Origin of the sequence: Paenibacillus sp. P13VS, assembly GCF_015143645.1 — a bacterium.
GTDB lineage: Bacteria > Bacillota > Bacilli > Paenibacillales > Paenibacillaceae > Paenibacillus > Paenibacillus xylanilyticus_A.
This window is the reverse complement of the sequence record NZ_WYEV01000002.1, coordinates 219416-235067: the sequence shown is the minus strand read 5'-3', so window position 1 is coordinate 235067 and position 15652 is coordinate 219416. Positions and strand designations below refer to the sequence as shown.

Sequence of the window (15652 nt, the reverse complement as noted above, 5' to 3'; positions counted from 1 at the left end):
AGATTATTAACGGAAGTTATTTAATTGCTGACAAGGATAAAAAGGAACAAGCAGTTTCATGACTGAGAGGAGGATGAACCTATGGCGGATTCACTCGTAATCGTGGAGTCGCCCTCAAAGGCGAAGACAATCGGCAAATATTTAGGCAGCAAGTTCATCGTGAAGGCTTCGATGGGACATGTGCGCGATTTGCCGAAAAGTCAGATCGGCGTTGAGGTGGAGAATGATTTTAATCCGAAATATATTACGATCCGCGGCAAAGGTTCGATTTTGAAAGAACTGAAGGATGCACGAAAGAAAGTGAAAAAAGTGTACCTCGCAGCTGACCCGGATCGCGAAGGCGAGGCTATTGCATGGCACTTGGCTCATGCACTTGAACTGGATGACACGGAGGATTGCCGAGTTGTCTTCAACGAAATTACGAAGCAGGCAGTCAAGGATGCGTTCAAAACACCACGCAAAATTAACATGGACTTGGTTAATGCACAGCAGGCCAGACGAATTCTGGATCGGCTTGTCGGATATAAAATCAGTCCTTTATTATGGAAGAAAGTCAAAAAAGGATTGTCCGCTGGACGTGTACAGTCGGTGGCAGTCAAAATCATTTTGGATCGCGAAAATGAAATCGATGACTTTATTCCAGAAGAATACTGGAGCATTACAGCGAGGCTGACTGCTGACGGCAACCCGTTTGAAGCGAAGTTCCATCAATTGAATGGTGCAAAAACTGAACTCGGAAGCGAAGCCGAAGTACAAGCAATCTTGAAACAAATTGAGAATGCGGATTTTACCGTCAAAGAAGTGAAAGAGAAAGAACGCAGCCGGAATCCATCCGCTCCGTTTACGACAAGTTCTTTGCAGCAGGAGGCTGCACGGAAATTGAATTTCAGGGCTTCCAAAACGATGTCGGTTGCTCAACAGCTCTATGAGGGCGTAGACCTCGGAAAAGAAGGCACAGTGGGTCTAATTACGTATATGCGTACAGACTCCACTCGGATTGCGGCATCAGCTCAGGAAGAAGCCAAAGAATATATTGTTAGCAAGTACGGTGAAGCTTTTGCACCTGAGACGCCAAGAAACTATTCCAAGAAGGCTGCCAATGCGCAGGATGCTCACGAAGCTATTCGTCCAACATCCATTTTGCGTGATCCCGATTCCATCAAATCATTTATGAGCCGTGATCAGTTCAGACTGTATAAACTGGTATGGGAGCGCTTCGTGGCTAGCCAAATGTCCTCTGCTGTCCTCGATACACTCTCTGTGGATATCGCAGCTGGAGATACCATTTTCCGTGCAGCAGGCTCCAAGGTTCGCTTCCAGGGCTTCATGAAGGTATATGTGGAAGGGAACGATGATGGTACCACGGAAGAAGATCGTTTGCTGCCTCCACTAAAAAATGGAGATCGGTTAGAGAAGCAGGAGATTGAACCGAAACAGCACTTCACTCAACCGCCGCCCCGGTATACGGAAGCAAGACTTGTACGTACGCTGGAAGAGCTGGGCATAGGGCGTCCAAGTACATATGCACCAACCCTGGAGACCATTCAGAAGCGTGGATATGTGGCAATCGAAGAGAAAAAATTCATGCCGACTGAGCTTGGAGAACTGGTCATCGAGCAGATGGAGGAGTTTTTCCCTGAAATTCTGAATGTAGAGTTCACTGCCAATATGGAAGGTGATCTTGACCATGTGGAAGAAGGCTCGGAAGACTGGGTCAAAGTGCTTGCTGAATTTTACGAATCATTTGAGAAAAGACTCGAATTCGCAGAAGAAGAAATGAAAGAGATTGAGATTGAAGATGAGGTCTCGGACGAAATCTGCGAGAAATGCGGCAAGCCGCTTGTATACAAACTGGGTCGGTTCGGCAAGTTTCTTGCGTGCTCCGGATTTCCGGACTGCCGGAATACCAAACCGATTATTAAGGATATTGGCGTAACTTGTCCGAAATGTAAGGAAGGGCATGTGGTTGAACGTCGTAGTAAAAAAGGACGTATCTTCTATGGCTGCGACAAGTATCCAGAGTGTGATTTCGTCTCGTGGGATAAACCGTCGTCCAAACCTTGTCCAAGTTGTGGTTCTCTCATGGTTGAGAAACGAAACAAGCAGGGGACGCGTTTGCAATGTACATCCTGTGATCATCAGGAACCGGTAGAGGAACCGGAAGAAGAAACAGCGGATTAGCATATATGGGGGTAAATGATTTTGACGAATGAACAGGTAGTAACGGTAATTGGAGCCGGGCTGGCAGGAACTGAAGCCGCTTGGCAAATTGCAAGTCGCGGTGTACGTGTAAAACTATATGAGATGAGACCGGTTGTAAAAACACCGGCTCATCATACCGATAAATTTGCAGAACTGGTGTGCAGCAATTCGCTGCGTGCCAACGGTTTGACCAATGCAGTTGGTGTGCTGAAAGAAGAAATGAGAATGCTGAACTCCCTGGTACTGGGTGCAGCCGATCGAAATGCAGTTCCAGCGGGAGGAGCACTTGCTGTTGACCGCGATGGATTCTCGGGAGAGATTACTTCCACGCTTCATCAGCATCCACTCATCGAGGTAGTCAACGAAGAACTGACCTCCCTGCCAGAGGACGGTATCGTTGTTGTTGCAACCGGTCCACTGACTTCGCCAGCATTATCCGAACAAATCAAGGCGCTGATGGGCGAGGAATACTTCTATTTCTACGACGCAGCTGCTCCGATTATTGAAAAAGACTCCATTGACATGAACAAGGTGTACCTTGCATCTCGTTATGATAAAGGGGAGGCAGCCTACCTAAACTGTCCGATGACAGAAGAAGAGTTTGATATTTTCTATGATGCTCTGATTACGGCAGAGGTTGCCCAATTAAAAGAGTTTGAAAAGGAAATTTACTTCGAAGGCTGCATGCCGATTGAAGTCATGATGAAGCGAGGAAAACAAACGGCTCTGTTTGGTCCGATGAAACCTGTTGGTCTCATTAACCCGCATACAGGGGAATTACCACACGCAGTAGTACAGCTCAGACAGGATAACGCAGCAGGAACCCTGTATAACCTGGTTGGATTCCAGACACATCTGAAATGGGGAGAGCAGAAACGGGTATTCTCGCTAATCCCTGGCCTGGAAAATGCGGAGTTTGTACGTTATGGTGTTATGCACCGCAATACGTTCATTAATTCTCCCAAATTGCTGCGTCCGACGTATCAATTCAAGGAACGTCCAAATCTGTTCTTTGCAGGACAAATGACAGGTGTTGAAGGGTATGTTGAATCTGCTGCTTCAGGTCTGATTGCGGGGATGAATGCAGCCAAAGCGGCGCTTGGACAGGAACTTGTAGTACTGCCAGTAGAGACAACGCTAGGCAGTATGGCACAGTATATTACTACGGCTGACTTCAAACACTTCCAACCGATGAATGCAAACTTTGGCTTGCTGCCAAAACTGGAAACGAAGATCCGTAACAAAAAAGAAAAAAATGAAGCTCTTGCACAGCGCGCACTGGATGGAATTGCCCGTTTTGCAGCTGCAGAAGGTCTAACCGTTCCGGGAGGCGTATAAATTAGTTTCGTGGGAGGAGGCTGAATCATGGATATGTCATTTCATGCTACAACGATCTGTGCAGTTCGTCATAATGGCAAGGCAGCGATTGCCGGAGATGGTCAGGTGACCATGGGACAAAGCGTTGTGATGAAAAATACGGCCAAAAAAGTAAGACGTCTATACCGCGGACAGGTTGTGGCTGGTTTTGCCGGTTCAGTAGCGGATGCCATTACACTATTCGAGAAGTTTGAGGGTAAGCTGGAAGAGCATCATGGCAATCTGCAGCGTGCCGCGGTGGAGCTTGCCAAGGACTGGCGGCAGGATCGCATTCTGCGCAAGCTCGAAGCGCTTCTTATCGTTATGGATAAGACAGGAATGCTGCTCATCTCTGGCGGAGGCGAAATCATTGAGCCGGATGATGATGTCATTGCGATCGGTTCTGGTGGGAACTTCGCTCTGTCTGCTGCACGTGCATTAAAACGTCATGCAACTAACCTGGAAGCCAAGGACATTGCCCGTGAGTCGCTGCAGGTTGCAGCAGAGTTATGTGTGTATACCAACAATAATATCATTGTAGAAGAACTGTAAGATAACCCCGCAAACTGAAACATAGAGCATGGCCGTTAGGGCTATTCCTATCAATTTGCGGGGTTATCCCTAATTTTGATAACATATTTCTATGCAGGATTTTTAAGTAGACTGGTAGGAGGGAAGCGAAATGCAAACACAAGCGTTAACACCAAGACAAATCGTTGCAGAGCTTGATAAGTATATTGTGGGTCAGAAACAGGCCAAAAAATCGGTGGCGGTTGCCTTACGCAATCGATATCGCCGCAGCCTTTTGCCAGAGCATACGCAGGATGATATTGTCCCTAAAAACATATTGATGATTGGACCGACAGGTGTTGGTAAAACGGAAATTGCCCGCCGTCTGGCTAAACTGGTGGGAGCCCCTTTTGTTAAGGTAGAGGCAACGAAATTCACGGAAGTGGGTTATGTTGGTCGTGATGTTGAATCCATGATCCGTGACCTGATTGAAACGTCCATGCGGATGGTTAAGCTGGAACGCACCGAAAAGGTAAAAGACAAGGCTGAAGAAGCTGCCAATGAACGTATCGTACATATCCTGGCTCCTTCCCAATCCAAGTCCAAAAATCAACGTAACCCGTTTGAAATGATATTTGGCAATAACGGAAACAATACGCCCGAGCAGGAAGAACCAGAACCTGACACCAATGTCGCAGAGCGGCGTCGCAAGATCAAATTCGACTTGTTATCCGGTAAACTGGAAGAAGACATTATCGAGATTGATGTTGAGGATACAGCTCCGAATATGATGGATATGTTTGCAGGGCAGGGAAATGACCAGATGGGCATGAATATGCAGGAGATGTTTGGAAGCCTGCTGCCGCGACGTACCAAAAAACGCAAGCTGGCAATCAAAGAAGCTCGTAAAGTTCTGATCCAGGAAGAAGCGAGCAAGCTGATTGATATGGATGACGTTACGCAAGAGTCCATTCGCAGAGCTGAACAGACGGGTATCATTTTTATTGACGAAATTGACAAGGTGGCCAGCCAGGGACGTGGCAGCGGACCGGATGTATCTCGTGAAGGGGTACAGCGGGACATTTTGCCTATCGTGGAAGGTTCTACTGTGATGACCAAGTACGGACCTGTCAAAACCGATTATATTCTGTTTATGGCGGCCGGAGCGTTCCATGTGGCGAAACCTTCGGATCTGATCCCCGAGCTTCAAGGACGTTTCCCAATTCGGGTTGAGCTGAATAGCCTATCTCTGGAGGAATTCGTATCGATCTTGACCGAACCTCAAAATGCGTTGACAAAACAATATGTCGACTTGCTGCGTACTGAAAATATTGAAATCGAATTCTCGGATGAGGCTATTCGTGAGATTGCCAAGCTTGCTGAATCCGTAAACCAAAATACGGAGAATATTGGCGCTAGGCGTCTGCATACTATTCTTGAGAAACTCCTTGAGGATCTGTCCTATGAGGCGCCTGAGCTCACGCTGGAGCGAATGGTGATTACTCCGGAGTATGTGCGAGAGAAACTGAACGATATTGCTCAGGATCGTGACCTGAGTCAATATATTCTGTAATAAGACTTTTCAAAGTATTCAGAAGAACTTGATTATATTGAAGTTTAATGGTGGTATTCACTGTTTAATAGAAATAAGATGAACTACTGTTGAAGGAATAATCCTGATCGGTTGGTGATTGCTTATCTTTATGGCAGATGAATGCTGCCTTTTTTTGTTCACGACTAATGAATTTTCACAGAAAAGCCGATAAAAAGATTGAAGTTACATTTAGAGTAGTAAAAAATAGGACTTGTGCCGCAGTTGTCAGGATCCGGGGTCATACGAATCCGAAAAAGATCATGTTTACGGGTGGAATAGATTCCAATATAAGGTTGTCTGTTTTATCCAAGTCTGGTTATCGGTTTAATTACCTTACCGACAAAACTTGCGCAAATGCGCAAAAAGTCGATCGGAGTAATACGCTGCTGCAGTAAAATATTTTCGTTGACTTCCAAGTATAACGGGATTTTTAATTGTTAAGAAAGTGTTGTGTTATATCAGGGTAAACAATTAAAGCTAGAAGACCTGCTTGTCTATTATTTAATATATTGAATGCTTCCTTCTGAAATTATGATGAATAAAAACCTTGTTGCAACGGCAAATATTGCTAACACAATTAAGAGAGATTTTCCCAATTGTAAATGAAGCTGATGAAGTGAAGGTAGGAATGAGATGGAAGTTCCTGATATAAATTTTAAGAATGTTTAAGTGTGTGTTTTGTAGATGTGAACTCCAATTTGTTTTGGGCCTCAACATTTGCGAAAAAATTCATAATTTGCAGAAAATACACAAAAAGCCCTCTCTTTCAGAAAAGATAGGGCTTTTTTCTTATTGTAATAAATGCCAATCTCGAAGAAACTTATGTTATACGACAACATCAGAGTTAATTCTACTTAAGTCCTAGAAAAACGCGAAAAGGCGAATGTTTTTGTCGAAAAACATAAGCGAATTTAAAGGAAAAAGATTGAATTTTTTTCCATAATTTCTAAGGAGAGGAGGGAAATCGTGAATCTTTTGAATGATATTAGCTTTAAAAGATTACAAGGTGCACTCGATGCGTCCAACACTAGACAACAAACGATTGCAGACAACATTGCGAATGCGGACACCCCGTACTACAAGCGTTCTGACGTATCTTTTGAAGAAATTTTAAAGCAGCAAACGGATGGAGATATGCCAGTTCTGAAGGGAAAAGTAACGGACTCAAGGCATTTTGTCATAGGACCTTCCTCTTCCGTTCCTACACCTGTAGTAACAATGGATCATTCGACATCCATGAATAATAACCAGAATAATGTCGATATCGACAAAGAAATGAGCCTTCTGGCGGAGAACCAGTTGCGTTACAACGCTTATATTCAACAAGTGAATGAACAAATTAAAATGATGCGTGTTGGAGTGGAAGGGAGATAACTTAGGTGAATATCAGTAACAGTTTTAACATTAGCTCATCGGCCCTGACAGCCCAACGCTTGAGGATGGACGTAATATCTTCAAACATCGCTAATGCTGAGACGACTCGCGCCAGTGTATCGAATGGCGAAGCCGTTCCCTACAAAAGAAAAATGGTAGTTCTCGAACCAAACAAAGCTTCGTTTAGCAGTATCCTCCAGAATCAGATGGGGAATAAGTCCTCGGGTGAGGGAGTTAGAGTATCTGAGATTCGTGAAGATCAATCTCCTCTGAAACCTGTATATGATCCTTCTCATCCAGATGCCAACGCTGAAGGGTATGTGTATATGCCAAATGTGGATATTGCGAAAGAGATGGTTGACATGATATCAGCTTCTCGGTCCTACGAGGCCAACGTAACGGCGCTAAATTCAACCAAAGCAATGATAACAAAAGCTTTAGAGATCGGAAGATAGATTACGGTAATGTCAATGAGGTTTTTAACATGAATAATGGGATAAAGGGGAGACATTGATGATTCAGAACAACATGTTTAACACACAGGTAGTTCAACCGTTGCAGATGCAAAATGCTTCCGTTAGCAAAACATCAACACCAGCCGAAACCATTCAGAGCTTCGGTACATACTTACAAGAGGCATTAGGGTCCGTGGCAACACAGGAGACTCAGGCACATGAAATGTCCAATCAGTTTCTATTGGGTAATGTGAACGTGGATCAGGTAATGATCGCTTCAGAACAGGCCCTGTTGAGTCTGCAACTCACGTCGCAAGTCCGGAACAAAGTAGTCGAAGCGTATCAAGAGATTATGCGTACGCAAATGTAAAAAGAGCATGATTGCGCTTCGATACCAGCGCTGATCATTACAACAAGCAGCTGCGATGCTGCTCCTGAGGCAAATCTTGTACTTTGGTAATAGAAGTACTTTGATGGCTCGGGACAGACTAAGCAAAGTTTCGGATGGGGTGACAGAGTGAATGAGAGAATCGCCCAGTACAGGGATAAAGTAACCCAGTATTGGAATAGCTTCAGCAAAAAACAGAAAGTATTACTGGTTTCCACCTTTTTATTTTTAATTCTGGCAGCGGTTGTACTAACTATGCAGCTGTCCAAAACAGAATATGAAGTGGCATTTACTGATTTGAATTCCAGTGACTCAGCAGGAGTCATTAACTACCTGGATTCATCCAATATCCCCTACAAATTAAGCGCAGACGGGAAAACCATATCGGTACCGAGCACGGACGTTGCACTTGCAAAAGTCAACATAGGATCACAAGGGATTATTCAGAATGGTTCATTGGGGTATAAATCATTTGAGGATTCTTCATCGCCGATCGGGATGACAGACAAGGAATTCGATGTTAAGTACAACAATGCCATTAACGGAGAAGTCGAACAGTTACTCCAGCGCATGCAGGGTATTCAAGATGCAAAAGTCTTGGTCAATATGCCAAAAGATAATATCTTTGCCGGCCTGGAAGAGCAAGACAAAGCATCCGCTTCCGTAGCGTTGCAGTTTAAACCGGGATATCATCCGAATCAGGCAGCGGTGGATGGATACTTTAACTTGGTGAAAACGGCTATTCCCAACCTGCCGATTGAAAACATTACGATCACCAACACAGATGAAGCCGAGTTGATTCCAACTGCCCGTGGAGGCAGTGGTGGATTATCTTCCGAAGTGCAGGAAAACATGGCTTTGCAGAAGAAGTTCGAAAATGACGTACGCAACAATGTAAAACAGTTTCTGTCTCAAATCGTAGGCGAAGACAAAGTAAATGTACTCGTTGCTTCCAAGCTTAACTTCGATAAAGTGACAAGCAAAGAGAATCTGGTTACACCAGTGGATGAAGAGAACATGAAGGGCATCGAAATCAGTGTCCAGGAGATTCAAAAGAGTTATACAGGTGCAAGTACTCCAACAGGCGGTGTCGCAGGTACCGGTCAAGAAGAAGTTCCTGGGTATCCTTCAGCGGATGCAACGGGGAATTCTACTTCTGAGGAATCATCAAGCACTGTAAACTATGAAGTCAATCGAATTGCCAAAGATATCATTTCTAGTCCTTATACTGTAAAAGATTTAACCATTAACGTAGCTGTTGAACCACCTGAAGGACAAACAGAATTACAACAACCTGTCCAGGATGCAATTGAAAATATATTGGTGAATATCGTTCGTGCTTCACTTGCAGATTCAGGTAATGTAATTACAGACGCTGATCTGACCAAGAAAGTTTCGGTTATATCCCAAGGTTTCCAGACTGCAGCCGCTGCAGAAACAGGATTCCAGCTATCAACAGGTATGATGTGGGGCGTAGGAGCATTGGTGGCCGCGTTAATCGCAGCAGTCGTTATCCTCCTCGTACGCCGTCGACGCAAACAAAACGAAGAGGAAGAAGAAGAGATTCCTCTCCCAGTAGCAACAGAGTTCCCGTCCATTACGTTGGACAGTGTAACGAACGAAAGCCAAGTGCGCAAACAATTGGAGAGTTTGGCGAAGAAAAAGCCGGACGAATTCGTCAATCTGCTGCGTACGTGGCTGGCTGACGAATAGAGGTGGACGTATTGGCAAAGGCAAGCAGTCAAGGTTTGACTGGAAGACAAAAAGCAGCAATTTTGTTGATTACACTAGGTCCGGAAGTGTCGGCGCAAATCTTCAAACATCTGCGTGATGAGGAGATTGAACAATTAACATTGGAGATTGCCAATGTTCGCAAAGTGGATGCTTCCGAAAAAGATATGATTATGGCGGAGTTTCACCAGATCTGTCTGGCTCAGGAATACATCTCTCAGGGCGGTATTACTTACGCAAGAGAAATATTGGAGAAAGCACTTGGATCGCAAAAAGCACTTGAAGTTATTAATCGTTTGACAGCTACGCTGCAGGTGAGACCATTTGACTTTGCACGCAAAGCGGATCCAAACCAAATATTAAACTTTATTCAAAACGAAAGTCCACAGACGATTGCCTTGGTACTATCCTACCTGCAATTCGAGCAGGCAGCAGCAATTCTATCCTCACTGCCTCAGGAGAAGCAGGCTGATGTTGCACGAAGAGTCGCTGTCATGGACAGCACATCCCCTGAGGTTATCTCTCAGGTGGAACGTGTATTGGAACAAAAGTTGTCGTCAACGGTTACACAGGATTATACAAACGCTGGCGGCATCGAGTCGATCGTACAGATTTTGAATGGAGTCGACCGGGGTACGGAGCGTACCATTTTGGATTCTCTGGAAATTCAGGATCCGGAACTTGCGGAAGAAATCAAAAAACGCATGTTTGTATTCGAAGATATTGTCAACGTGGACGATCGTTCTATTCAACGTATCATCCGCGATATCGACAACGCAGACTTGCAGCTTGCACTCAAAGTGGCGAGCGAGGAAGTTCGCGATGCAGTGTTCCGCAACATGTCCAAACGGATGTCCGAGACATTCAAGGAAGAAATGGAATTCATGGGACCTGTTCGGTTGCGTGATGTGGAGGAAGCCCAGACTCGTATCGTAGGAACGATCCGTAGACTGGAAGAAGCTGGTGAGATCATTATCGCTCGCGGCGGAGGAGATGATATCATTGTCTAATTTGATCAAATCTTTCCAGTATGTGCCGGTTGATGACCGCAAACGCCTTGAAAATCATCATCATTATGGTGGTCCTGAAGCTGAAGGAACAGATAGTGGAGTAGAAGGTGCAGAGACAGAGGCATTACAGGCTCGTGTAGACGAAGAAACTAAACGTCTGACTGCGGAGATGCTGGAGGATGCCAAGGAGTTTGCAGAAAAGCAGGTACGTGAAGCTTCCGAGGAAGCGGAACGCATGCTTAAAGAAGCCCGTGAGCAGATCGATAGCTGGTGGCAAGAACAGCGTCAGCAGGATGAACATTTAATTGAAGCGATGCGCTCACAAGGTTTTCAGCAGGGTTTTGATGAAGGCAAAGTACAAGCTGAACTGGATCTCCAAGTGCAGATCGAACAGATGATGAAAGAAGCCCAGGAAGTACTGCAAGAGGCTTATGTAGCAAAAGATCAAATTATTCAGGAAGCAGAGCCTTTCCTTGTAGAGCTGGCATGCGGAATTGCAGAGAAGGTTATTGATAAGCAGCTCACTGTTGAACCAGAGCATACTCTCGAATTGATCCGGCAGAACCTCGCAAGGAAACGTGAACAAGGAATGATTGCCTTGTGTGTAGCTCCAGAACAGTTTGCTTTTGTACAAGCTGCGCGTGAAGAGTTGTCTTTATCCATCGACTCACAAGCCGAACTTCAAATATTGCCGGATGCAACGGTAAAAGACAAAGGGTGTGTCATTCGCTCGTCTTTTGGAAGCGTGGATGCCCGTATTGATACACAACTTTCTGAAATAAAAAAAGAACTGGTCCGCATAGCACTTGAGGATGAGGGGCGAAAAAATCAACATGAAGGTTCTTAGTTCACAGCGTTACATGGAGCACTTACGCCAATTTGATCCTGTTCGGGTTAATGGTAAGGTCACACAGGTTATCGGGCTGATGGTTGAATCCGAAGGTCCTGACGCAAGCATCGGTGACGTATGCTACATCTACCCCGGGAAATCGGAGAAGCCGATTCAAGCAGAAGTCGTTGGTTTCCGGGATAACAAGGTGCTGCTGATGCCTTTGGGTGAATTGCAATCGATTGGTCCGGGGTGCGATGTCGTAGGTACCGGGAAGCCGCTTGGAGTTCAGGTGGGTTCAGAGTTGCTGGGCAAAGTGCTTGATGGACTTGGTCAACCTCTGGATGGATCGCTGCTGCCTTCAAGGATGCCGATGTTCTCTACATCGAATAAACCTGTGAATCCGATGGAACGACCGCGTGTACTGGAAACTATGGGTGTAGGCGTTAGAGCAATTGATGGTCTGTTGACTGTTGGTAAAGGTCAGCGGGTGGGTATTTTTGCCGGATCGGGTGTTGGTAAAAGTACATTGATGGGCATGATTGCCCGTAATACGGCCGCAGATGTGAATGTTATAGCCCTTGTAGGTGAACGGGGACGTGAGGTTCGTGATTTTATTGAACGTGATCTTGGGCCGGAAGGGCTGGAGCGTTCGGTCGTTATAGTCGCAACTTCAGATCAACCGGCATTAATTCGAATTAAGGGGGCAGTCATTGCCACCACGATAGCGGAATATTTCAGGGACAGAGGCATGAATGTCATGTTGATGATGGATTCCGTTACTCGTTATGCCATGGCTCAAAGGGAAGTTGGACTTGCTGTGGGTGAACCCCCAGCGATGAGAGGTTACACACCTTCCGTATTTGCGAGTTTGCCTAAATTGCTGGAACGTGCGGGAACTGGACCAACCGGTTCCATAACAGCATTTTACACGGTACTCGTTGATGGTGACGATATGAATGAACCGATAGCAGATGCGGTCAGGGGGATTCTGGACGGTCACATTGTGCTGAATCGATCCATCGCGAACAAAGGACATTTCCCTGCAATCGATGTGTTAGCGAGCATAAGTCGTGTCATGAAAGATATCGCGCCTGAAGAGCAGCTGGAAGCCGTTAATAATATGAAGCGATTGATGGCCGTGTACAAGGAATCGGAAGATCTGATCAACATTGGGGCTTATCAAAGAGGGTCGAATGCTGCTATTGATGAAGCGATGGATCAGATCGAAAGCATATGGAACTTTACCAAGCAAAAAGTGGATGAAAAAGTAACACTGAGTGAAGTGCAGGAACGTTTGATTCTTGAATTTGCAAGGAGATGAAAGGTTAAACGATGAAATTTCGATATCATTTCCAAAAGGTAGTTGACCTGAAGAGCAATGAAAAAACACAAGCGGAGTGGATGTTATCCACAGCAATCGGCAAACTTCAAACAGAAGAAGAACACCTTTTACAACTTATGAATGATAAAAACGAACTGATTAGTGTCATTCAATCCGCAACGGAGAGCACTGCTTCTGTATCCAGCCTGCAAGAAATGCAGCGATACGTGTATCACCTGGATGAGTGTATCACCAAAAAGAATACGGATGTTAAACACGCTCAGGTCAATGTGCAGCGAAATCAGACGTTCTTGAACGGTAAGATGGTTGATGAAAAAGTGTGGCTTGAAGCGAGAGACAAAGCCAAAATCAAATTTCAGCAGGAGATGCTCCTCCGGGAACAGAACGATCTGGACGAGATGGCTACTGTACGCTTCGCTGCAAAGGCCGGACGCGCAATCTGATGGGCTTCGCAAGCGAAGTTGTCTCGTGAAGGAGGAATGAAATAATGGCTGTTAAAGACACAGATATCGAGAAAGAATCAGGTAGCGGTTGGGAAAAGTTTCTAATGATTTCGATCCCCATTGTCTTCACCGTCGTACTGCTCGGTGTGCTGCTCACCTTATTTAATGTAGATATACGCAATAACATGCTTGAACTAGCTAACAAAATTCCGGTAGTCAAGGATTGGGTGCCTGATCCTGTACTGGATCCAGAAAAGGAAAAGCTGGACGAAAGCGAAAAGCAAGTGGAAAGTGCTGAAGCGACAATTGAAAAGTTGAAGTCACAGGTAGCGGCTAAAGAAACAGAGCTTCAGGCAGCAAAAGAGGCTGCTACGACTGAAGCAAAAAAGGCAAGTGATCTGCAAACGAAATTGGATGAAACGGAAAAAGCAGCGGAAGCTGCAGCCGCTGAGGTTCCGGAGAGCGAGTCTGATTATCAGAAACAGATTAAGGATTTGGCCAAAATGTATGCGGATATGAGTCCAAGCAAAGCGGCACCTATTTTACAGAACATGACTAATGAAGAAATGGTGCTTCTTCTGAGTGCGATGCAGTCGACTGCCCGTACGAAAGTGTTGGAGAAAATGGATCCGAAAACGGCGGCAGATGTCACGATGATGATGAAGGATGCAAAACCATCCGGAGATCTGGCACTCGATGCGTTGCAATCCAGATTGAAGAAAGAAACGGCTGCGACCACAACGACGTCTACTACCAATTCGAAAAACCTGGACAAAACCCAGCTTAGCCAAACGTTCTCTTCAATGTCAGCCTCAAGCGGCGCAAAATTGCTGCTAGAGACGTATAAACTCAGTCCAGATAAAACGTTGACCATTTTAAACTCGGTAGACGATGCTACACGCTCACAATTACTTGAAAATATGTCTACAGAGAATTCAGCTGAAACAGCGAAAATCTTAAACCGGTTAATGGGAAATAAGTAGGTAGAACGCTCTTCATCCGAAAGGAGGTGAAACAAATGTCAATCGTATACCAAATGACCTCAGTATCCACATCAAAGACAGCAGGAGCAGCGCAAACTTCGTCTGGAACGCAGTCTAAAGGTGGGGTTACAGGGACGGATGGTGGATTTTTGCAGACACTGGCACAGTCATTGAATAGTAACACTTCGGAAGAAAACAACTCGGCTACTGCTGGAGGTTTAACGGTTAATCCGTTAGCTATAACCCTAGCAACTAGTGAAGAAGGGGAAGAAACGTCTCTTACAGCTGTTCTGGATTCGTTGTTTGGTGGCTTGGATTCGCTAGATGAAGTTCTGGAGAATGACCCGACATTACTGGCAGAAATGCAAAATCTGATTCAACAGCTGTATGCCCAATTAAACGGTGCTTCCGTTGAAACGGAAAAATCGGATGGGACAGAAAAAGCGGATGGAACATTAAATGCGCCGACAACCGTTAACGCTACTGCGGTGATGGATCTCACTGAACACCCAGCTGCAGTTCGCTTTGTGCTGCAGGATGTGCTTACTCAGTTGGTTGCAACTATGACTGAACCAGATAGTCCTATAGCCAAAAATACAGCTGAGTTTAAGCAGTTGCTTCAAACCCTCCAGAATCAGCTGCAGGAGGCTGGAGTTGATCTGAGTAACAATAAAGGTTGGACAGAACTTAAAACGATCGTTGATTCCATGGATTCATTAAAGGATCAAGGTGTGCAAACCAAAGCTACTCCAACTACGGAGAAAGAATTGACTGCGATTCTGTCTTCTACCAAAGAGCTTAAAGTGACAGGTGAAACAGATGTGAACACTTCGTCGACTGCAATTGAAGGTGGAGAAATGGATCATTCGAAAGTGATTACAGCCGGTGAGTTATCCCTGCGTACGTCGGGCACAACGGTAGCTAAGCCAGCTGAACCTGTAATGCAGGCATCACAGTTTGCCAAGGAAATGACGCAATTTGTGGTGAATAAGCTGGATATCGTGCAGCAAAAAGGCTTTTCAGAAGCTACGATCTCACTTCGACCAGAACATCTGGGTAAGCTGGATGTACAGATTACCTTGCAGAACGGACAATTGGTTGCACGCTTTATGACTGAACATGCGATGGCGAAGGATATGCTTGAACAGCAAATGACACAGCTTCGTACCTCGCTTCAATCCCAAGGTATACAAGTGGTGAGAATCGAAGTCACTCAGAGCAGTTCCCTTGGTTCAGAAATGTATCATGACGATGGACGTCAGCAAGGAAATAACTCGCAGGATCAGCGCCGTTCACGGGAACGTGAAGAGCAAACAGAGGATGCAATAACTACGGCAACCCTGCAGGAAGAACTGCGAAATTGGCGCAGTGAAAATGAGGAAGGAAACGACTTCCAAGGAGGCTCGTTTACTGCTAAAGCTTAATAAGAAAT

General features: G+C 45.3%; 14 protein-coding genes. All 14 read left to right on the top strand.

Features of this window, described 5'->3' with window-relative positions:
- Positions 1-81: 81 nt before the first annotated feature.
- The 14 genes from topA (at position 82) to GUA98_RS02155 (ending at position 15644) form a co-directional block, all read left to right on the top strand.
- Positions 82-2181 carry a type I DNA topoisomerase gene (gene topA, locus GUA98_RS02220; protein ID WP_193721935.1) on the top strand — a complete coding sequence of 700 codons (2100 nt, stop codon included), beginning with the start codon at positions 82-84 and terminating at the stop codon, positions 2179-2181.
- 15 nt (positions 2182-2196) lie between these two features.
- Entirely contained in the window at positions 2197-3540 is a 1344-nt protein-coding gene (gene trmFO, locus GUA98_RS02215; RefSeq protein WP_415752988.1) for an FADH(2)-oxidizing methylenetetrahydrofolate--tRNA-(uracil(54)-C(5))-methyltransferase TrmFO, read from the top strand.
- 27 nt (positions 3541-3567) lie between these two features.
- Positions 3568-4110 (top strand): ATP-dependent protease subunit HslV, encoded by a 543-nt coding sequence (gene hslV, locus GUA98_RS02210; RefSeq protein WP_095287838.1) that lies wholly within the window; start codon positions 3568-3570, stop codon positions 4108-4110.
- Positions 4111-4240: 130 nt separating this feature from the next.
- Positions 4241-5641, top strand: coding sequence for an ATP-dependent protease ATPase subunit HslU (gene hslU, locus GUA98_RS02205; protein WP_095287837.1), 1401 nt, complete (start codon positions 4241-4243; stop codon positions 5639-5641).
- A gap of 987 nt (positions 5642-6628) precedes the next feature.
- Positions 6629-7036, top strand: a complete 408-nt coding sequence (gene flgB, locus GUA98_RS02200) for a flagellar basal body rod protein FlgB (RefSeq protein ID WP_095287836.1) — start codon at positions 6629-6631, stop codon at positions 7034-7036.
- Positions 7037-7041: 5 nt separating this feature from the next.
- The gene (flgC, locus tag GUA98_RS02195) at positions 7042-7491 is read left to right on the top strand and encodes a flagellar basal body rod protein FlgC (protein ID WP_193721933.1); all 450 of its coding nucleotides are present in this window, start codon (positions 7042-7044) and stop codon (positions 7489-7491) included.
- Positions 7492-7549: 58 nt separating this feature from the next.
- On the top strand, positions 7550-7861 hold the full coding sequence (fliE, locus tag GUA98_RS02190; RefSeq protein ID WP_127536266.1) for a flagellar hook-basal body complex protein FliE: 312 nt from the start codon (positions 7550-7552) through the stop codon (positions 7859-7861).
- Positions 7862-8008: 147 nt separating this feature from the next.
- Positions 8009-9592, top strand: a complete 1584-nt coding sequence (fliF, locus tag GUA98_RS02185; protein WP_193721932.1) for a flagellar basal-body MS-ring/collar protein FliF — start codon at positions 8009-8011, stop codon at positions 9590-9592.
- Positions 9593-9603: 11 nt separating this feature from the next.
- Positions 9604-10620: a flagellar motor switch protein FliG gene (gene fliG, locus GUA98_RS02180; RefSeq protein WP_095287832.1), complete on the top strand. Its 1017-nt coding sequence runs from the start codon at positions 9604-9606 to the stop codon at positions 10618-10620.
- A complete protein-coding gene (locus GUA98_RS02175; protein WP_193721931.1) occupies positions 10613-11467 on the top strand; it encodes a FliH/SctL family protein in 855 nt (284 codons plus the stop codon). Before fliG ends, GUA98_RS02175 begins: the two co-directional genes overlap by 8 nt.
- Entirely contained in the window at positions 11454-12773 is a 1320-nt protein-coding gene (fliI, locus tag GUA98_RS02170) for a flagellar protein export ATPase FliI (protein WP_095287830.1), read from the top strand. The genes GUA98_RS02175 and fliI overlap by 14 nt, the downstream gene beginning before the upstream one ends.
- A gap of 11 nt (positions 12774-12784) precedes the next feature.
- Complete coding sequence (fliJ, locus tag GUA98_RS02165; protein ID WP_193721930.1) at positions 12785-13237, top strand: flagellar export protein FliJ; 453 nt, start codon at positions 12785-12787, stop codon at positions 13235-13237.
- Between the two features lie 44 nt (positions 13238-13281).
- Entirely contained in the window at positions 13282-14220 is a 939-nt protein-coding gene (locus tag GUA98_RS02160) for a MotE family protein (RefSeq protein WP_193721929.1), read from the top strand.
- Between the two features lie 35 nt (positions 14221-14255).
- Positions 14256-15644 carry a flagellar hook-length control protein FliK gene (locus GUA98_RS02155; RefSeq protein WP_193721928.1) on the top strand — a complete coding sequence of 463 codons (1389 nt, stop codon included), beginning with the start codon at positions 14256-14258 and terminating at the stop codon, positions 15642-15644.
- Positions 15645-15652 lie beyond the last annotated feature (8 nt).

What these genes read in the sequence shown, in the direction of transcription:
- trmFO (WP_415752988.1), top strand. Translation starts at nt 2,197, where the DNA reads ATGATTTTGACGAATGAACAGGTAGTAACGGTAATTGGAGCCGGGCTG.
- GUA98_RS02155 (WP_193721928.1), top strand. Translation starts at nt 14,256, where the DNA reads ATGTCAATCGTATACCAAATGACCTCAGTATCCACATCAAAGACAGCA.
- hslV (WP_095287838.1), top strand. Translation starts at nt 3,568, where the DNA reads ATGGATATGTCATTTCATGCTACAACGATCTGTGCAGTTCGTCATAAT.
- fliE (WP_127536266.1), top strand. Translation starts at nt 7,550, where the DNA reads ATGATTCAGAACAACATGTTTAACACACAGGTAGTTCAACCGTTGCAG.
- GUA98_RS02160 (WP_193721929.1), top strand. Translation starts at nt 13,282, where the DNA reads ATGGCTGTTAAAGACACAGATATCGAGAAAGAATCAGGTAGCGGTTGG.
- fliJ (WP_193721930.1), top strand. Translation starts at nt 12,785, where the DNA reads ATGAAATTTCGATATCATTTCCAAAAGGTAGTTGACCTGAAGAGCAAT.
- fliI (WP_095287830.1), top strand. Translation starts at nt 11,454, where the DNA reads ATGAAGGTTCTTAGTTCACAGCGTTACATGGAGCACTTACGCCAATTT.
- hslU (WP_095287837.1), top strand. Translation starts at nt 4,241, where the DNA reads ATGCAAACACAAGCGTTAACACCAAGACAAATCGTTGCAGAGCTTGAT.
- topA (WP_193721935.1), top strand. Translation starts at nt 82, where the DNA reads ATGGCGGATTCACTCGTAATCGTGGAGTCGCCCTCAAAGGCGAAGACA.